The organism is Flavitalea plasmicola (assembly GCF_030546645.1).
Classification (GTDB): domain Bacteria; phylum Bacteroidota; class Bacteroidia; order Chitinophagales; family Chitinophagaceae; genus Puia.
Window position 1 is genome coordinate 971,666 of the sequence record NZ_JAUOTO010000002.1, and the last position, 18,342, is coordinate 990,007.

The 18,342-nt window shown below is 53.0% G+C and carries 15 protein-coding genes; 9 read left to right on the forward strand and 6 right to left on the reverse strand.

Annotated features, from left to right (window positions below):
* The first annotated feature begins 5 nt into the window (after positions 1-5).
* The 6 genes from Q4E93_RS09110 (at position 6) to Q4E93_RS09135 (ending at position 10,623) form a co-directional block, all read left to right on the forward strand.
* The gene (locus Q4E93_RS09110; protein WP_303584480.1) at positions 6-1,163 is read left to right on the forward strand and encodes a DUF4249 domain-containing protein; all 1,158 of its coding nucleotides are present in this window, start codon (positions 6-8) and stop codon (positions 1,161-1,163) included.
* 29 nt (positions 1,164-1,192) lie between these two features.
* Positions 1,193-3,562, forward strand: a complete 2,370-nt coding sequence (locus Q4E93_RS09115) for a hypothetical protein (RefSeq protein ID WP_303584482.1) — start codon at positions 1,193-1,195, stop codon at positions 3,560-3,562.
* A 145-nt stretch (positions 3,563-3,707) separates the two neighbouring features.
* Positions 3,708-4,265, forward strand: a complete 558-nt coding sequence (locus Q4E93_RS09120) for a nuclear transport factor 2-like protein (protein WP_303584484.1) — start codon at positions 3,708-3,710, stop codon at positions 4,263-4,265.
* Between the two features lie 50 nt (positions 4,266-4,315).
* Positions 4,316-6,010 (forward strand): cytochrome-c peroxidase, encoded by a 1,695-nt coding sequence (locus tag Q4E93_RS09125; RefSeq protein ID WP_303584486.1) that lies wholly within the window; start codon positions 4,316-4,318, stop codon positions 6,008-6,010.
* A gap of 12 nt (positions 6,011-6,022) precedes the next feature.
* Positions 6,023-7,639, forward strand: a complete 1,617-nt coding sequence (locus tag Q4E93_RS09130; protein WP_303584487.1) for a purple acid phosphatase family protein — start codon at positions 6,023-6,025, stop codon at positions 7,637-7,639.
* Between the two features lie 32 nt (positions 7,640-7,671).
* Positions 7,672-10,623: a hypothetical protein gene (locus tag Q4E93_RS09135; protein ID WP_303584489.1), complete on the forward strand. Its 2,952-nt coding sequence runs from the start codon at positions 7,672-7,674 to the stop codon at positions 10,621-10,623.
* A gap of 9 nt (positions 10,624-10,632) precedes the next feature.
* Here the strand turns inward: Q4E93_RS09135 and Q4E93_RS09140 are convergent, their stop codons facing one another.
* The 4 genes from Q4E93_RS09140 to bamJ all read right to left on the reverse strand — a co-directional run bounded on the left by Q4E93_RS09140 (position 10,633) and on the right by bamJ (position 15,154).
* Entirely contained in the window at positions 10,633-11,079 is a 447-nt protein-coding gene (locus tag Q4E93_RS09140) for a helix-turn-helix domain-containing protein (RefSeq protein ID WP_303584491.1), read from the reverse strand.
* A gap of 9 nt (positions 11,080-11,088) precedes the next feature.
* Positions 11,089-11,421 (reverse strand): type II toxin-antitoxin system HigB family toxin, encoded by a 333-nt coding sequence (locus tag Q4E93_RS09145; RefSeq protein ID WP_303584492.1) that lies wholly within the window; start codon positions 11,419-11,421, stop codon positions 11,089-11,091.
* A 274-nt stretch (positions 11,422-11,695) separates the two neighbouring features.
* The gene (locus Q4E93_RS09150; RefSeq protein WP_303584494.1) at positions 11,696-14,662 is read right to left on the reverse strand and encodes a glycosyl hydrolase; all 2,967 of its coding nucleotides are present in this window, start codon (positions 14,660-14,662) and stop codon (positions 11,696-11,698) included.
* A gap of 57 nt (positions 14,663-14,719) precedes the next feature.
* Positions 14,720-15,154: a BamJ family beta-barrel-assembly machinery protein gene (gene bamJ / locus Q4E93_RS09155; protein WP_368501862.1), complete on the reverse strand. Its 435-nt coding sequence runs from the start codon at positions 15,152-15,154 to the stop codon at positions 14,720-14,722.
* Positions 15,155-15,184: 30 nt separating this feature from the next.
* On the opposite strand from bamJ, the gene Q4E93_RS09160 reads away from it, so the two are divergent.
* Both Q4E93_RS09160 and Q4E93_RS09165 read left to right on the forward strand, forming a co-directional pair.
* Positions 15,185-16,138 (forward strand): VOC family protein, encoded by a 954-nt coding sequence (locus Q4E93_RS09160; RefSeq protein WP_303584496.1) that lies wholly within the window; start codon positions 15,185-15,187, stop codon positions 16,136-16,138.
* A gap of 9 nt (positions 16,139-16,147) precedes the next feature.
* A complete protein-coding gene (locus tag Q4E93_RS09165; protein WP_303584498.1) occupies positions 16,148-16,381 on the forward strand; it encodes a hypothetical protein in 234 nt (77 codons plus the stop codon).
* A gap of 8 nt (positions 16,382-16,389) precedes the next feature.
* Here the strand turns inward: Q4E93_RS09165 and Q4E93_RS09170 are convergent, their stop codons facing one another.
* Together Q4E93_RS09170 and rpiA are read right to left on the reverse strand one after the other, a co-directional pair.
* A complete protein-coding gene (locus Q4E93_RS09170) occupies positions 16,390-17,118 on the reverse strand; it encodes an SDR family NAD(P)-dependent oxidoreductase (RefSeq protein ID WP_303584500.1) in 729 nt (242 codons plus the stop codon).
* Position 17,119: 1 nt separating this feature from the next.
* Positions 17,120-17,800, reverse strand: a complete 681-nt coding sequence (gene rpiA / locus Q4E93_RS09175) for a ribose 5-phosphate isomerase A (RefSeq protein WP_303584502.1) — start codon at positions 17,798-17,800, stop codon at positions 17,120-17,122.
* A gap of 54 nt (positions 17,801-17,854) precedes the next feature.
* Between rpiA and Q4E93_RS09180 the strand changes: the two genes are divergently transcribed.
* The gene (locus Q4E93_RS09180) at positions 17,855-18,331 is read left to right on the forward strand and encodes a DinB family protein (protein WP_303584503.1); all 477 of its coding nucleotides are present in this window, start codon (positions 17,855-17,857) and stop codon (positions 18,329-18,331) included.
* Positions 18,332-18,342: the final 11 nt, after the last annotated feature.

Sequence of the window (18,342 nt, forward strand, 5' to 3'; positions counted from 1 at the left end):
GTCGTATGACAAAGTCATTGAGAATAACAGCACCCTTACTCGTCCTTGTAACGCTGCTGTCATATTGTAAGGACAAATATAATGGCCCCTACATCGCGCCCACCACTGGCTACCTGGTCGTGGAAGGATATATCTCCGGCAATGGGCCGACCCGGTTTACATTGAGCCGTACCATCCCATTGTCCAGCAATGGAGGGCTGACATTGGAGGGGAAAGCGCAGCTGCAGGTGGAGGGCGATGACAATTCCACCTACCCGCTGATGGAGCAAGGCAGTGGCGTCTATACGGCAGCCGCCTTACCGGTGAATCCCGCGGCGAAATACCGGCTTCGGATCCATACCGCCGGCAACAAGGATTATCTTTCCGACTACGTCGCATACAAGCCAACTCCCCCTATAGACAGCATCACCTGGGCCCTCCACAGGGACGGCGTGGATATCTATGTCAATGCCCATGACCCATCCAATGCCACCAGGTACTATCAATGGCAGTTTGACGAGACCTGGCAATACACTTCCGCGGAGTATTCCGCGGGCGTCTACCGGGAGCCGCCGCCTCAGGTGGTGAACCGGCCCGATTCAGAGCAGATCTACAATTGCTGGAGGAATGGAGCCTCGACGGCCCTCCTCCTCGGCAGCTCGGCCAAACTGGAGCAGGACGTCATTTCTCTCCACCTGATCAATCATATTCCAACAGATGCCGACCAGCTGAGTGTAAAATACAGCATACTGGTCCGCCAATATGCATTGACGGAAGATGGCTATAATTACCTGACCCGCATGCAGCGTAACAGCGAATCGCTGGGATCCATCTTCGATGCCCAGCCCTCGGAGCTCAAAGGCAATATTCACGCATTGAGCGACCCCACCGAACAGGTGATCGGCTTTGTCTCGGCAGGCACTGTGCAACAGCAAAGGATCTTTATCGACAGGACCCAGGTGCCCTCCTGGCACCATTACTTTAGCTGCCAGGAGAAGGATACCGTCGTGCCGCTGGATCCGGCTATACTAAAGGCATTCTTTTCATCGGGCGCTGGCTATGTCCCGGTGAGCATGCATACGGGACCTGCGGGTCCCGACGGATGGAACGGTAACTTCGCCAGCTGCGTGGATTGCCGTGCCCAGGGAGGAACGACGACCAGGCCTTCATTCTGGCCATATTGAAGCAACAAACACCAATAACACTTTCAAGGATGAAGAGACATACCGCCTTATTTCTGTTGCTGGCCTCCTGGACGATGTCAGTGCCCGCCCAGGAAACAGCACCGGCGTCCTTTAAAAAGGACCTGGATCAGTATACGGCCCAGCGCCTGGAGGAAAAGCTATACATCCACACCGACAAGGAGTTCTATATGGCGGGGGAAATATGCTGGTTCAAACTGTATGTCGTGGATGCCTCAGGTCACCACCCCCTCGACCTGAGCAAAGTAGCCTACCTGGAATGGCTGGACAGGAACAACAAACCTGTCCTGCAGACAAAGATCGGATTACACAAAGGCCATGGGAACGGCTCGCTCTTCCTGCCTTTCACGCTCCGTTCAGGAAATTATAAGCTTCGCGGCTACACCAGCTGGATGAAAAATTTTGGAGAGGATTGGTTCTTCGAAAAGACGATCACCGTTGTCAATGCCCGGAAGTCCGCCGAAATACCCGCCGCCCCAATACCCCTGAAATACGAGGTCGTCTTTTTCCCGGAAGGGGGCCACCTGGTAGAGAACATCAGCAGTAAAGTCGCCTTCAGGATCTCGGACCAATACGGGAGAGGCATCGAATGCCCGGGAGTAGTAACGGAGGATGACCAGGACACCGTTGCCCGTTTTCTTCCCCTGAAATTCGGCATAGGCAGTTTCATGCTTACACCCCGCCCGGGGCATCGTTATCGCTCCACGATCCGGCTGCCCGACGGCACTGCTGTCAGCAACCTACTACCATCCGCCGCTAAAGAAGGCATGGTGATGACCGTATCGGACGAAGGCAATGACCACATCCGTGTCAATGTCCAGTCTACTGCCGCCAGTTCTGACATTTATCTCATCGCGCATACCCGGCAGTCCGTTAAAGCGGCTGAAGCTGCCACCTTAAAAGAAGGAAAGGCTGGTTTTCTCCTCGACAGAAGCATCCTGGGCGATGGCATCTCTCATCTGACTCTATTCAACACTGCCAGAGAGCCCATGTGTGAAAGGCTGATATTCAAGGCTCCTTCCCATCTTCTCCACATCGACGTCAGCACAGATAAGGATACCTATGCCACACGCCAAAAGATAAGCGTGCAGGTAAGCACGACAGGGGAAGACAAAAAGCTCCTCCCGGCCGATGGCTCCCTATCCGTGTTTCGCCTGGACTCCCTGCAGGCAGCCCCGCAAGCCGATATCGCAGCCTACCTTTACCTGACCTCCGACCTGAAGGGCAGGATAGAATCCCCGGATTATTATTTCCGCCACCCCGAAGACAAGCAGGCAGCAGACAATCTCATGCTATCACATGGCTGGAGGAGGTTCCGCTGGGACGAAGTGGTGCATCATGCCGTGCCGGACTTTAAGTTCCCTCCGGAATACAATGGCGCCATCATCTCGGGCGCTGTAGTAGACACACGGACTGGCGCGAAGGTAGAAGCCGTGCAGGCATATCTATCCGTGCCAGGAACAAGAACGCAGTTTACCTCCGCTTATTCCACCAAAGAAGGGCAGGTGAAATTCGAGATGAAAGACTTCTATGGCGGTGAGGAAATCATCGTACAGACCAACTCCGCCGAGGACAGCATGAGCAGGATCGACATCGACAACCCTTTCATGGAAAAATATACCGATGCCCCACTACTTCCATTTACACTATCCCCCGGCAATGCTATGGCGCTCACCGACAACAGCGTTGCCTCACAGGTGGTGAATAAATACTACGGTGGGAGGCTTAAGCAATTACACTTTCCTACCGTTGACACCACTACTTTCTTTTTCAATCCCGATCATACCTACCTGCTCGATGACTACACCCGGTTTACCACCATGGAAGAGGTGATGCGCGAGTATGTCACACTGATGTTGGTAAGAAGGAGAAATGATCATTTCCATCTGCCATTGTTCGACCTGCCTAATAACCGTTTTTTCGATGGCGATCCGCTCATCCTGGTGGATGGTGTCCCCGTCTTTGACATCGACAAGCTGCTGGCTTTGGATCCGCTCAGGATGAGAAAACTGGAAACGGTGCAGAGAAGATATTTTATGGGAGGGACGTTCTTTGATGGGGTGATGAACTGGATCACTTACAAGGGAGACCTGGGGGGATATACGCTTGACCCGCATGCCACCGTAGTGGACTATGAAGGATTGCAGCTGGAAAGGGAATTTTACTCGCCCTCCTATGCAGAAGGACAGGCGCCGGAGAGCCATCTGCCAGATGCCAGAAATGTCCTGTACTGGTCTCCGGCTCTTCCAATGGATGCCTCCGGCAAGGGGAAGCTGGATTTTTATGCTTCGGATCTTCCGGGGAAGTACGTGGTAGTAGTGGAGGGCCTGGCGGCGGATGGGTCGGCAGGCAGCAGGGTATTGAGCTTCGAAGTAAAATGACACATTGCTGTAAGAGGGTTAAAAAATTTGCAGGATAAGAATATATTACATATTTTCATTATTCCAATAGCTCGCCAATCTGCCCTGCCTTAGGCCTATTTCCGACCTTTCTCTTTTATTTATTCATCATTTAAATGCCGCCATCATGAAAAAGCTCCTATTTTTCGCTGTGGGGTATTGTCTGCTGACGTCCTGCAACAGCAAACCCTCCGAACCTGCTACCACTGACAGAAAAGACACCACGCCGACCTCCAAAACAATGGCTCCCCAGCAATCCGAGTTTGCCGATGCCCGTTATGCAGAGATGGGCAGGAAAGGATTGGCCATGTTGTCGTCCGGGGATATGAAAGGATGGCTGGACGCTTTTGCCGACAATGCCGTCTTCAACTGGTCGTCCGGAGATAGCCTGGTCGGCAAAGAAGCGATAGGAAAATATTGGACGGAACGTCGTACAAAGGTCATTGACACCATATCCTTCTCCAAAGACATCTGGCTGCCGATCAAAGTCAACAAACCCCAACAAGGTCCCGATATTCCCGGCATCTGGCTATTGGGATGGTATATGGTAGACGTAAAATACAAGAATGGGAAAAAGCTGACATTCTGGGTTCATACGGATCAGCATTACAACAGCAATGATAAAATCGATGTGTCAGTGCAATATATCGACAGGGCCCCCATCAACAAGGCTTTAGGCAAATAAGAGGCAGGCAGGGGACCGGTGGGTGTCAGGAAATTATTTATCTTTCCTCCATGAGGCCGGTCTTAATCATACTCTTTCTCATCAGTCTGTTGGTCACCGGACTGACCCGGCCCCCCTCACCTACCCCTTCCCCTGGCGTAACCACCGCCGTCGAATACTTCAGGGCGGAGGCTCCTGTATTTGCCCGTCGTTGCACCGATCTGCGATCGGCCATCCAGTCTATGGATATCCGCGACAGCCGTTCGGTAGCGGCAGTCCGGCGCAAGCTCATCGACTGCCGGGCTTCCTGGAAAAGGATCGAATCCTTCCTGGAATACTTCTTCCCCACCTCTTCCCGCATTTATAACAGGGCGCCCAAATTCGAGGCGGAGGAACCTGGCATGGAATACCAATCGCCCCTGGGTTTGCAGGTGATCGAAACCCTGCTGTACGAAACAAATACCCCGGACAGGCGTCGGCAGCTGCTGGAACAATCTTCCGCCGTCGCCAGCTCTGCATCCGACCTCCCGGCTCTGTTGTATGATTTCCGGGCCGGCGACCCGCAAATCCTGGAAAGTTTGCGGATAGAGCTGATCCGCATCATCACCCTGGATATCACAGGATACGACGCGCCTTATTTAAAAACAGGCATCGCTGAGGCCGCCGGGTCGTTGCAATCCCTACGTCATCAGCTGGAACCATACGGTCCGTCGGACTCCCTCCAATCCTGCCTCGACAGCTCCATCGCTTACTGCAAGGCGCATGAGAACTTTGATACTTTCGACAGGTTGAAGTTCCTAAAATACTATGCGCTTCCCCTGCAACGTCAGCTTCACCGGCTCATACAACAAAAAGACCTGCAGGTCCATACGGGTGAAGCGACGAATTACACGGACCTCTTTAGTCCCGATGCGCTGCTGCCGGGTAATTCCGACACGGCGCTGGCTGCTGAAGGCAGCCGGCTCTTTTACGACAAGTCCCTTTCCGGCAATGGCCAGCGCAGCTGTGCCACCTGCCATGCCCCCGAAAAGAAATTCACGGACGGGCTGACCACGCCGCTTGCTTTCGACGGCCATAGCCGGTTGGACAGGAATGCTCCGTCCCTGTTATACAGCGGCTATCAACACAGACAATTCTGGGATGGCCGGGCCGCCACCCTGGAAGAGCAGATCGCCACTGTGCTGCAGGATCCCAAAGAGATGCATTCCACACGATCCGACATCTCTACCGTCGCCAAGGCTATTGGCGCCTACATCCGGACCCTCCATCCACAGCATTCCCCTTTCGATATATTTATAGAAGGAGGTCCCGACAGCCTGCTCACCGCAAGCCAGGTGAAGGGCGCCAATCTCTTCATGGGGAAGGCGCAATGCGCCACCTGCCATTTTATGCCCCTTTTCAACGGGCTGATCCCACCCGATTACGCCGTGACGGAATTCGAGGTGCTGGGAACGACCCGTACCGACCGGCTGGACAAACCGCAGCTCAGTAAGGATCCGGGACGGTATAACGTCTACCCCTTACCGTTCTTCAAAGGCGCCTTTAAAACGCCTACTGTAAGGAATACGGCCGTCACGGCGCCCTACATGCACAATGGCGCGTTCCGCAGCCTGGAAAAAGTGCTGGAATTCTATAACAAGGGCGGCGGCCAGGGACTGGGATTGCGCATGCCCTCGCAAACCCTGTCATCCCATGCCCTGGGACTTACCAAAAAAGAGATGCAGGATATCATTCAATTTTTGCATGCGCTGACGGACAATCCTTAACTTTTGATTAATATGATGTACCTATTTTCGCAGACCATGCAAAAATTCTTCTCTTCCATTCGTTCACGGCTCGCAGCTCACCGCTCACAGCTTGTAGCTTGCTGCCTGTTGCTTGTCGCCTGCACCTCCCTCACGGCCCAACGTCCTGTCAAGCCCCGCGCCAACCTCCTGCGAGGCCCTTACCTGCAGGTGGCAACCCCCAACAGCATCGTCATCCGATGGAGGACCGACGCCCTGGTAAGAGGCATCGTCCGTTATGGCACCAGCCAGGGGCAACTGGACCGGACAGCCCAGGACACCGTCCTCGTATCGGAACATAAAATAAAGCTGGACGGCCTGCAGCCGGGCACCAGATACTTTTATTCCATTGGCTCGTACAGGGATACCCTGCAGGCAGGGCAGGACAACTATTTCTCAACCCTGCCCCTTCCGGGCACAGAAGGGTTCTACCGCATCGGCGTCGTAGGCGACTGCGGCAACAACTCCATCAATCAGCGTAATGTGAGAGACCAGCTCGTCCATTACCTGGGCGATCATTATATGGACTCCTGGATCCTGCTGGGCGACAACTCCTACAGCAGCGGCAGGGACGCCGAATTTCAATCCAATTTTTTCAATATCTATAAAGATAACCTGCTTCCCAAATATCCCCTGTTCCCCTCTCCCGGCAACCATGATTACTATGATGGCGATTCCGCGGAGGAAAAGGTGCAGAAGACGCACCAGGTGGCTTACTTCCAGAATTTTTCCATGCCGGTGGATGGAGAGGCCGGCGGCATTGCTTCGCATAATCCCGCCTTCTATTCATTCGACCTGGGAAATATCCATTTTCTCTCCCTGGACGCCTATGGCATCGAAGAAGATCAATATCGTATATACGACACGGCAGGTCCCCAGGTGCAATGGATAAAAAAAGACCTGGACGCCAATCATAACAAAGGATGGATCATCGCTTACTGGCACCATCCTCCCTATACGATGGGATCGCATAATTCCGACAAGGAACAGGAATTGGTGCATATCCGTGAAAATTTCATTCGCATACTGGAACGGTATGGCGTCGACCTGGTCCTCTGCGGGCACAGTCACGATTATGAAAGATCCAGGCTGATGAAAGGGCATTACGGGATGGAAGCCACCTTCGACGCCACCACACACCTCGTCAGCGCTTCCTCTGGCCGCTATGACAACAGCCCCAATTCCTGCCCTTACATCAAAGAAGAAGAAGGTGCGGGAACGGTATATCTCGTCAGCGGGTCTGCCGGACAGCTGGGCGGAAAACAAGCTTCGTTCCCCCATGACGCGCTGCCTTATTCCGACGCTACCCACGGGGGCGCCGGCATGCTGGAGATACAAGGCGCCCGTCTTGACTGGAAATGGATCTGTGCCGACGGAGAGATCCGTGATCATTTTACCATGATGAAGCACACAGACCGCCGGCAGACCCTCACTGTCAGGAAAGGCGACAGCATCACACTCACCGCCTCATTCATCGGAGACTACCGCTGGAGCACGGGTAAAGCCACCACCAGGAGCATCACCGTCAGCCCCAGATCGGCGACGACCTATACGGTGAAAGATAATTTCAATTGTATCAAGGATGTTTTCGATGTAAAAGTTACCAAATAAAATAATGTATCTTCAGGGCATAACCTCGACCTATGCCCTTTAAAATTAACAGTAGTTATTACTACTTTATACACCGTCATTTTTCAGTCCTCTTCTGGCCTGTTTTGGCGGCGACCTTCATCGTTGCCTTCCTGCAGCTGAAAGACCAGACCTACCTGGAGAATGACCTGGCGCCAAAAGGCATCGTATCGCTGGAACTGGGGCGCAGCCGCACTGTCGACAGCGCTATCGTTCAGTCCTGGAAACAGGATACGCTGGACCGAACGGCGGCAGACCCCTGCCAAAAAACGCCTCCCTCTATCAACAGACTCCACAGGGCCCGTACCAATGTACGTATGGACTTCCTGTTCATATTGCTCTACACGGCGCTTGGCGTCATCATCATCGCAGGACTCCAGACACGTATAAATAAAGCGGGCCGTCCCGAGAGCAATATCCTGGTGGCCCTGGTCATCATCGCGGGTCTTTGTGACGTGATAGAGAATGCCGGCATGCTGCGTTTCATAGGCGATGGCATCGACAAGACCTCGGAAGCCGGCGCATTTACAGCAACCCTTACCCACGCCATGGCCCGGGCAAAATTCAGCATCCTGGGTTTCCTGCTACTGGCGTACCTGCCCTATACCCTTATCATGAAGGATGGAGGTCTGCAATGGCTGTCAGCCTACATCCGTACCAAGACGCTGCAGCTCTTCCGGTATAGGGTGATCATCATCAGCGTCCTGGCATTCTCTCTGCCCATCTGGGCCATGGACCAGGGGCAGGACCTGCTGGTGAACAGCAACTCCACCGACACGGGGATATTCCTATTCACAGGCATTGTACTGGCGGCCGCTTTTCTCAACTGGTGGCTGGCCAAACTGTTCTTTGAAAAAGAATATACGGGACCGGTATGTCCGATGACCGAACCCGTTATTGCCGATCCGCAACGGGAAGCGTCAGAAAAAAAAGTATCCCGTTACCTGGGCGTGATCACGATCCTCATTCCTTCCGTAGCCATATTGAATGCGCTGCGGGTGCTGAATATCCATTTCCCCCTGGATATCTTCCCACCCATGATCTGGCTGGTCGCGTTATTGAGCTTTTTTTTCGTACTGATCAGGTTCGATGTCGCCGCCAGGGCTTTTAACTGGATATCGATCCGCCGGAGCAGGTCCGTGGCTAAGGTCGTCACGATCTTTACATGGATCTTCCTTGGACTGATAGCTCCCGTCCTCATCAGGTACCTGGTGCTTGATGAACAGAGCTATGCGCCCAGCTCCCTCTTCTGGCTTTTCGTGCACCTGCTGCTGATGGGCCTGGCCTTCTGGATCTTCGTGAGCACAAGAAGCTATGTCTTTAAGGAGCAAAGCTGGTGGTGTAAGAAGATAGGCTGGCCGATCCTATTGGTCAGTGGCGGCCTGGCCATTCTTTTCGTGCTCTTCAATGTATTCCCGATGACGATCCTGGGATTGGATTGCAATTACCTCACGCTGCCCGTCCTCCTGTCCGGCATCATTTTTTATATCATGCTCTTCACGCTGATGATACGGGTCAGCCTCTGGCTCCGGATCAACCTGGTGCTTTTCATCCTCACCGCCGGGGTGATCGTCGCTGCCAGCGTTCCGAACGACTATCATGCGGTGCGGCTTCTTCCATCCTCCCCTGGCTCACAGCTCACAGCTCGCAGCTCACAGCTTTCCCTCAACGATTATTTCCATGGCTGGCTGCTGCATCGCAAGGACGAGATCCTGGGCGCTCCGGACGAATATCCTATATTCCTCGTCAATACTTATGGCGGTGGTATCAAGGCAGCCGCCTTTACAAATATGATGTTCTCCTACCTGGACAGCACGATGATACGGAACAGCAAAAACCGTAAGGGTTTCGAGCATTATGTCTTCTCCGTCAGCGGCGCTTCCGGCGGTACTGTCGGCGCATCCGTGCAATGCGCCTACCGGGCCCGGCACCTTGATTCAGCTGCCGAGGCCTACAGCCTGGACCATTTCGAAAAATTCTATCAACATGATTTTCTCACTCCTGTGCTGGGTAATATGATCGGCAGGGACGTATGGGCTTCTGTAGCGGGCTATCCGGTGTGGAGGGACAGGTCAGCCATACAGGAGGGTATCTGGGAAGGGTTTGGGCACAGCTCACTTGACATTCGCCTGGACAGGGATTTCAACGCGATATGGGATACGGCCGCCGCCAATCCGGCCAACTTCGAAGTACCCCTGTTGTTCTCCAATACTTTGAATGTAGACGATGGGCTAAAGGGTATCATGGCTCCCGTGGAGCTTTCGCACAGGGATTTTCCCGGCACCATCTTCATCAGGGAAAGACTGGCCGCGCTGAATGCCCAACGAAAAAAAGAGAAAGACCAGCCCATGTATATTCCGCTGATGACAGGCGCCTTCCTCAGCGCCCGCTTCCCTTTCATCAGTCCCAGCGGTAAAATAGGTCCCGGCTATCATTTTATGGACGGCGGTGCAAAAGATAATTCCGGCGCTTCCACTTCAGAAGACGTATTCATCAGCCTGGCCCGGCAGGCATGCCGCAGGGCCGCCGGCGAAAAGGACAGCGTGTTTGCACAGCTGATGAAAAAGGTGCGTTTTTATTTTGTCTCTATCACCAATAGCCCTTATTACAACCCGGACAGCCGTCAGCTGGTGTCGAATCGCTTTGAACCCATCAGTCCCCTGGTAGGCATGGTCAACAGCGGCATCAATGGCAATGCGCTGGCTGCCGACAATACGCTTCAATTTCGATATGTATCGGATTCCACACAATTTCCCGGTGTCCGCAGCGACTATTCTTCCGTCTGGATAACGGCCACCTGCGTCAGCGATCCAAAAGGGAAATTCTATTCACCCGTGCTGCCCCTGGGCTGGCAGATCTCCGCGCCCTCGCTGGACAGGATGCGGCGTACGTTTGATAAGGATATGATACAGAGTTATAATAAGGAAGGGTTGAGGAAGATCCTGAAAATCGCTGAAGGCTTATGACCGGATAATTCAAGCAACCGCTGCTTTCCTCTTTGTATTCATTACACGTGCATTCTTTAAATGTGCATTAATGGGGGCAATTAGCTTGTACGGTCTATTAAAGGCTTCTTGTGTTACTTTAAAATGCCCCGCTAATTTCCTTATTACATCTTTTGACAAGCCTTTTTTATAATGAAGGATCTCAGAGATATATCCTTTGCTTATTCCTAATATTTCAATAAGATCTTTTGGCTTTAGCTTTTGGTCCTCCATAAATGAAAGCAGCAATTGAATGGGATCAAGCTCGTCAAAAGTGTTATGCTCGGCATCCCATTTCTCGATCAGGACGGTAAGCAAATCGATCTCGTCTTTTTTCCGGCTATCTTTCGAGCCTGAGAAGACCAGATTCTCCAGCTTTTTACAATAGTCATTGTACTGGATTTTATTCTTGATCACTTTATATTTCAGCTCTGCCATAAAATATTTTTAGTAGTTACTGATTGAATATTGTAGTTGTTCATCACAAATCGCTGTATATTCCGCATGGGTGCCAATCCAACAAATGAAAAGATGAACTTGCTTGTCTCCAAAGGCATATTTGCAAATCATTCTATAGTTGTTACCGCCAATACTGAAAACAACCCGGTTTGAGCTTTTCCCCAGCAGATCAACCGCAGTAAACGTGTCCTTCATGTCGGTTGGCTTCTCCCAATTGGTATATTTAAGCTTCTCTAAAAATTCAGTTAAGGACGGCCGGCTTCTGGCATTGTCGACGATATACCTTTCAATCGTTTCTTTCTTTATCAGATGCAGCTTCATAGCAAAGTTAATGATTTTCGTTAAAGTTCTCAAAAAGAGAACAAAAATATTTAATCGGCATCCATAAGTGGTTCTCCAGGAGAGAAATATATTGGGTTCATAGTGCCGGACAAGGCAATTTGGAATCTGTCAAATTACGAATAAGTGTGCCTCGGGAAGGGCAAAATATTTTCCTGGTTAAATTAGTTTAACGTTCAAATAAAAAAGCCTGTAAACACTCAGTTTTACAGGCTTTCAGTATCATTGATTTGATTTAGCGGAGAAAGGGATGCCGCTACTCTTCCCTTAGTATCCGCACCGGCCCCAACAACCCCGATGGCAGCAACGGCGAGTCCTTTGTATAATGTTTGTAGGTGGTAAAGGTGAATCTGCCGCTGGTCCGTGGCTGCCCCTTCAATAGCCACTCCGGCCACTTGTCATCTTTGATGCCGTCATCAGGCAACCGCTCATCCCCGATGAGCCTGTTGGGCCAGCGGTTAGCGATGGTAATATCCAGCTGATTCCCGCGCGTGCGGGCGACATCCGTAATATCCACTCTCCACGGAGCCGTCCACACCACGCCCAGGTCTTTTCCATTGAGCTTAATTCGTGCCATATCTTTTACCTTTCCGAGATCCAGGTAGATTCGTCCATTTTGATGGAGGGGCAGGTTGAATGTTTTCCTGTAATGCGCTTCTCCGGAATAATAGCGGATGCCATCCACTTTGCTGGCTGTCCAGTCATACAACGAGTCGAATTTCACCTGGGCCGGCCCTCCCCAGGCCGTATCGAAGGCTACCGACCACGGGCCCCGCAGCGTCATCAACGCATGGTTCACCGGAAAATTCTTCCCCTTCCCCGAGGCAGCCCCTTTCCTGAATATCACAAAAAAGCTCTCGTACGACTGAAAACGCATGGGTATCACCGCATGTCCATTCTTCACCGTATATTCCCCCAGCGGCCTTGTCGTCCCTGTCACCGCATCCCATAGTTCCGGCGTGCCGGCATCCACCCGGAAAGAGACATCCGTGCTAAAAGCGCTGTCCGCCTTATTGGAAACAAAATACATGTCCCAGTCCTTTCCCGTCCTGTGGGTATAACGCAACGGACCCACAGACGCAAAATCCTCTGCAACCCCCATATCATGCAAGATCTTCGCGGTGGTTTCATACGCCGGGTACAAGCTGCCGTCCGTCGCGCCTGGTACAATTTTTCCTTTCCAATCCGCTGCCAGCTCCGCCACCCGCTGATCACAGCGGGGAAAGTCCGACAAGCCGGGACTATGCACCGGCGGCGCGCCGATGACCGTTGCTCCGGCCTTGATCAGGGCAACGATCTTTTCCAGCAATGCGGGCGTCATCGTAGCCGACGCAGGTAATACCAGCACCCGATAAACAGCACCGCCGGGAAACACAATATTCCCATCCCTCACCGAAGCGCTGTACAGCTGGCCGGGTGCGCATCCGTCGAAATTGAATCCTTTCCTGTCCGGCAGAACGGCATCGCCGTCCATGGCAGAAGCAGGCGCCCGGAAAACATGCGGGGCCCCTTCAGGGGTTAAGTATAATATATCCGCCACTGTCCGCCCCTGCTGTAAGAGATACTGGCATCTCGTAATATACCGGTGATATCCATCCGCCATCGACCACCAGCTCTGCGCCCTGTTCCAATGTACGCCATATGGCCCCATCGTCACGCCGGGGCGGAACTTATCATCCAAAGATTGATGTTGAAATGTATGGAACACCAGCCGGTTGATCCCCGTGGCAAAGGCCCAGTCCCCCTGGTTCTTCATCGAACCCGGGAATTGCTTCCAGCCTTCACGGTCATCGGCGGTAAATGCCTCTGCCGGCACAAGGGATATACCGTTGACATGGGCGATGGAGGTCGCCTCGATGCAGCTGAAAGACGAGTTGAAACCATAGCCTTTACTCCAGAACTCACACATAGGTATATCCGCTATGGCGCCCAGCTCCAGGTCCGCAGCCGGGTTCATATCATATGGCTCTATCGACAGCAACAGTCCATGGCGATGGCTGTATTGCTTCACCTGCCCGGCATGGTAAGCCAGCACCAGCTCCTGGCAGGTCTGCCGGAGGTCCCAAAGGAATCGCTCGCTGATGGCAAGGCTTCCGACTATATTGCCCGCATACACGGGATAAAAAGGCAAGGGATCATAGCCTCTTCGTTTCCTGAACTCTTCCCGGAAATGTTGTGTCCAGTTCTGGGCGCCCATCTCCCAGCTGTCGATATGCAGTCGCTTAAAACCTCCGGCGAGACTGGTATCCGGCTCACCCGTCCTTTCCAGCAATGCTCCCACATATTTATCCAGGTGGGCTTTCAGCGACACGGTATCCATCTTATCCACCTCAAAACCCAGTCCTGGCACGGGCGCAGGGCGGGTTACGGCGCCATTGTTGCGGCTTCCACACCGGAGGATGGTCCAATTCCCCGGAGGCGCATCCCAGTTCAGGGCGCCGTCGGCGGACATTTTACCCGTAAGGTCGATCACCTGGTCCTTGGGAATGACGGCGCCGTCGGGCAGCTGCGGATAGTCTGCCGCCGGCGTAAAAAAAGCTCTTACACCCGCCGCAGAGGTATAAGGCGGCCGGTAATACAGCGCCTTCTCATCGATGTCTTTTATTTTATTGCCGGTGTCTTTTGTGGGAAATGCCAGCACCGCCACATCCTCATAAAAACCTTCCCATTCCTTCCTAAGTGCAGGCGTGAGGGTACCATATCCGAAATAAGGTTTCTTCGGCGCAGGCACAGGCAGTATTATTTTATCCCTGGCTCGAGGCTCGTCGCCCGCAGCCCGCAGCCTGGTAACGCTGAAAACAAGATGCTGCATGGATTGCGCGGGCTTTACCCAGGGACCTCCGCTGCCGGCCCATCCGGGCCCTGTACCCAAAGTGATCTCTATGCCCAGCCGCTCGCCCTCCCGGACAGCATGCCTGAACATCTCCTTCCATTCATCACTAAGAAGATCCACCGGTCCGCGGGGGACGCCCACATTGACTTCCAGGAACACCACATTGCCGATGCCGGCCCTTTTCATGGACTCCAGGTCCGCCGTCATCGCCGCCCTGGTCCGGTTGCCATCCATAAAGTACCAGTAGACACCCGGTCGTGCCGCGGCGGGAGGTTGCAAGAAATTCGATCGGATGGCTTCGATCCCCACAGGGGTGAACTTAACGGAGGATTGTGCATACAGGCTGCAGGAGCCGGCAATCATGGCAAGCAGGAAGAGAAGAAATTTCATGAAGGGGAAATTACCCCTAAACATTCACTTGCGCATCCTGTAGCATCCTGCGGCGCATTATTTCACATCCAGCAGCTGGACCTCGAAGATCAGCGTGCTGTTGGGGCCAATCTGTGCGCTGACCTGCCTGTCACCATAACCGAGGTGCGGGGGGATGAAAAAGCGCCATTTGCTGCCCGTAGGCATCAGCTGCAGGCCCTCAGTCCAGCCTTTGATCACGGCATTCAAGGGGAAAGTAGCCGGCTGTCCACGCTTGACAGAGCTGTCAAACACTGTTCCGTCGATCAGGGTGCCGTGGTAATGGCAGGTGACCTTATTCGTGGCCAGCGGCTTGCCGCCCGTGCCTTCCGTAATGACCTCGTATTGCAATCCGCTGGGCAACGCTACGACCCCTGGCTTGTTCTTATTGGCCGCCAGGAATTCCTCTCCTGCTTTCAGGTTGGCGGCAGCTTTCTCATTCTTCATATTAAATAACTTATCTGCAATACCCATAGTCTGATTTTTTTATAAATTTACGACAATATGGAGAAATTGATCACCGGCGTCCATCATGTCACGGCACTGACCAGCGATGCACAGAAAAATATCGATTTCTATGCTGGCATATTGGGCATGCGGCTGGTTAAAAAAACGGTAAATTTCGACGCAAAGGAAGTCTATCACTTTTATTATGGAGATGAGGAAGGACATCCCGGCAGCATCCTGACTTTTTTTCCTTACCAGGGACTTGTAAGAGGCCGGCATGGCAAGGGCATGCTCAACACTACTACCTTCTCCCTGCCAACCACCTCCCTGGAATACTGGACGGATCGTCTGCAAAAGTTTGGGGTTAATTACAAAGAACCCCAGGAACGCTTTGGCAGCGAAGTAGTCGTCTATTTCGAGGATTTCGATGGGCTTGGACTGGAGCTCGTTTTCACTGATAAGGATGAAAGACAAGGGTTCGTTCACGGACCTATCCCCCCACAGCATGCCATCAAAGGATTCTACAATGTCGAGATAGGAGAGGAAGGTTACGAACGTACCGCCGGACTGCTGACGCAACAGCTGGATCACGCGCTGATCACCGAGCGAGGCAACCGCTTCCGCTTTGCCGCCACGGACACCCCGGGAAACTACGTGGATATCGTTTGCATACCTGACAGACTCAGGGGATTGTCGGGCAGCGGCACCGTCCATCACCTGGCCTTTGCCACCCCCACCCGCGAGGCCCAGGACCAGGCCCGCCAACGACTGGTGGAGCGACAGTTGAACCCTACGCCCGTCCTCGATAGAAATTATTTCACCTCCATCTATTTCAGGGAGCCGGGAGGCGTCCTCTTTGAGATCGCCACCAGCGGACCCGGATTCCGGGTAGACGAACCGCAGGATCTGCTGGGACAGGCCCTGAAGCTACCCTCGCAATTCGAAAAAGATCGTGTGTCCATCGAAAAGGCCCTCCCCCCTATCACGCTCGAAATCAGCAACTATCTGTAAATTTGCATTATGGAAGACCTGATCATCGCCGTCAATAATATCGAAGAGTGGCAGACCCTCAACGACACTGCCAGTCTCGGGCAGGTGTTTCGCAGGGCCCGCAGCGTGCTGGTCGGCGGAGGGAAAGTAGTGCTGGAAAGAGTACAGCCTTCAGGCGAACATTACAAATTCGAAGAATTCACCAACCTGGATGACCTGGAAGCGTACAAAAAGAATGTTTTTAAATACCTGAAGGACGAATAACAGCGTCCCTAGGGAAGCCTGGCCACCAACTGCTCCGGTGACAGCCGGAGGATCCAATAGATCATCTTCCACTTGAGGCCAGGTACGATCGTAAAGCGCCCTCCTGCCTCAACCACCGCCCGGGCAATATAGGAAGGCTCCAGCATCAGCGACTCCGGCAGACCCAGCCCCGCCGTCATTTTGCTCCGGATATAACCCGCCACGATCACGTTCACCTTCACGCCCCGCTGAAAAAGGAACTGACGCAGACCCGCCAGGTACTGTGTAAAAGCGGACTTTGTGCTACCGTATATGAAATTACTTTTTCTCCCCCGTACCCCCGATAGCGAGGAGAGACCGATGATCCTTTCCAACCGCGGGTTGTTCTCATCCGTCACGATGATATTCAGGATAGAGACGGCCCCCGCATAATGTACGTTCATCATCTGGTAGGCGCCCGCCCAGTCACGCATCGCCTTCACATTCTCCCTGAGAAATCCTGCGGCGTAGACGACGATGTGCGGCTTCTCCGGCAGGCTGTCATAAAACCGGCGATGATCGTCAAAAGCCACCGCATCGAAATAAAGGATGGTTACTTTTTCAGGTTCGGATACGCTACGGCTGACAAAACTTCGCAGCTCCTCCGTATTCCTGGATGCGGCGACGACACGCATGCCCTTATCAACATATTGCTGGATGGCCGCCTTCGCGACATCCGAATTGGCCCCCAGCATCAATACTACCTTTTCTGAGCGCATATCAACGTACAATTTTAATTCCTCCCGCGCCTGCAACGATACCCAGGCGGGCAATATTGAAAAATAGGGAATGTTCCAGCACACCGGGTATCCTGATCACTTTGTCATTCACCATTGCCGGGTCCGGAAAGACTGACCACCTGCAATCCAGGAGATAGTTGCCATTCTCCGTGATGACGGCGCCATCCTTCCTGTCACTGAGCCTGATCCGGCACTCCGAGGGATGCAGCGTCTGTTGCAGGCGGTGCATGACAAAGGCCAGCGCGTCAGGGATCACTTCCACTACCAATGGGTATTTCCCATCCAGCTGTTCTGCGTACTTCGACTCATCTCCTATGAGGATGAACTCACGGGCCATGGATGCAAGTATCTTTTCCCTCGTGTGGATCCCCCCACCGCTTTTGAGCGCATTCAGCCGGCTGTCGAATTGGTCGCATCCGTCGAAATACAGATCTATCTCCTCCAGGTCCTCCATCTCTTTTACGACAAACCCCGACTGCAGCAAAAGCAACTTTGTATTAAAAGAAGACGTCACCGCAGTGATCGATCCGGCCAGGGCCGGCTGCTCTTTGATGGCTTGCACCAGGTAGGCAATGGTGCTTCCCGCCCCGAAACCGACTGTGCTTTTCTCCCTGATGAGTTTTACGGCCGCCAGGGCGGCCTGTTGCTTAAGGTCGTTCATATCCCGCGAAGATAAGACGGTTCGTTCTGCAGTAAAAAATTTGTAAATTTCCATATGAACAACACTATCCATAACCTTACCCGGCAGCTATCCGAGGCCATCGACGGCGAACCCTGGATAGACGAGACCTTTTCTAAAAAATTGTCCGGCCTCAGCGAAGAGCAGGCTTTCACGCGGCCCCTCCCCTCCGTTCACAGCGTGGCTGAGCTGTTGTCCCATCTGCTGGAATGGCGTATTTCCATCCTTTCCGTCCTGAAAGGCGGACCGAGGACCATCACCATGGACAGTCCGGCCAACTGGAAGGACAATGACACGCTCCGGCAGGAAGGATGGGATACATTAAAGGAAAAATTTTATAAAAGCCAACAGGACATCATAAGATTCCTGGACCAGCAAGAGGATGACTTCCTGGAACAGGTGGACGAGAAAGAGCGGCACAGCTACCTGTATTATTCGGAAGGCCTGATCCACCATGACATGTATCATCTCGGCCAGATCGGGCTGGTGATAAAAATGCACTCCACTGCATGACACGATGCCTG

What these genes read in the sequence shown, in the direction of transcription:
- Q4E93_RS09110 (WP_303584480.1), top strand. Translation starts at nt 6, where the DNA reads ATGACAAAGTCATTGAGAATAACAGCACCCTTACTCGTCCTTGTAACG.
- Q4E93_RS09115 (WP_303584482.1), top strand. Translation starts at nt 1,193, where the DNA reads ATGAAGAGACATACCGCCTTATTTCTGTTGCTGGCCTCCTGGACGATG.
- Q4E93_RS09120 (WP_303584484.1), top strand. Translation starts at nt 3,708, where the DNA reads ATGAAAAAGCTCCTATTTTTCGCTGTGGGGTATTGTCTGCTGACGTCC.
- Q4E93_RS09125 (WP_303584486.1), top strand. Translation starts at nt 4,316, where the DNA reads ATGAGGCCGGTCTTAATCATACTCTTTCTCATCAGTCTGTTGGTCACC.
- Q4E93_RS09130 (WP_303584487.1), top strand. Translation starts at nt 6,023, where the DNA reads ATGATGTACCTATTTTCGCAGACCATGCAAAAATTCTTCTCTTCCATT.
- Q4E93_RS09135 (WP_303584489.1), top strand. Translation starts at nt 7,672, where the DNA reads ATGCCCTTTAAAATTAACAGTAGTTATTACTACTTTATACACCGTCAT.
- Q4E93_RS09140 (WP_303584491.1), bottom strand. Translation starts at nt 11,079, where the DNA reads ATGGCAGAGCTGAAATATAAAGTGATCAAGAATAAAATCCAGTACAAT.
- Q4E93_RS09145 (WP_303584492.1), bottom strand. Translation starts at nt 11,421, where the DNA reads ATGAAGCTGCATCTGATAAAGAAAGAAACGATTGAAAGGTATATCGTC.
- Q4E93_RS09150 (WP_303584494.1), bottom strand. Translation starts at nt 14,662, where the DNA reads ATGAAATTTCTTCTCTTCCTGCTTGCCATGATTGCCGGCTCCTGCAGC.
- bamJ (WP_368501862.1), bottom strand. Translation starts at nt 15,154, where the DNA reads ATGGGTATTGCAGATAAGTTATTTAATATGAAGAATGAGAAAGCTGCC.
- Q4E93_RS09160 (WP_303584496.1), top strand. Translation starts at nt 15,185, where the DNA reads ATGGAGAAATTGATCACCGGCGTCCATCATGTCACGGCACTGACCAGC.
- Q4E93_RS09165 (WP_303584498.1), top strand. Translation starts at nt 16,148, where the DNA reads ATGGAAGACCTGATCATCGCCGTCAATAATATCGAAGAGTGGCAGACC.
- Q4E93_RS09170 (WP_303584500.1), bottom strand. Translation starts at nt 17,118, where the DNA reads ATGCGCTCAGAAAAGGTAGTATTGATGCTGGGGGCCAATTCGGATGTC.
- rpiA (WP_303584502.1), bottom strand. Translation starts at nt 17,800, where the DNA reads ATGAACGACCTTAAGCAACAGGCCGCCCTGGCGGCCGTAAAACTCATC.
- Q4E93_RS09180 (WP_303584503.1), top strand. Translation starts at nt 17,855, where the DNA reads ATGAACAACACTATCCATAACCTTACCCGGCAGCTATCCGAGGCCATC.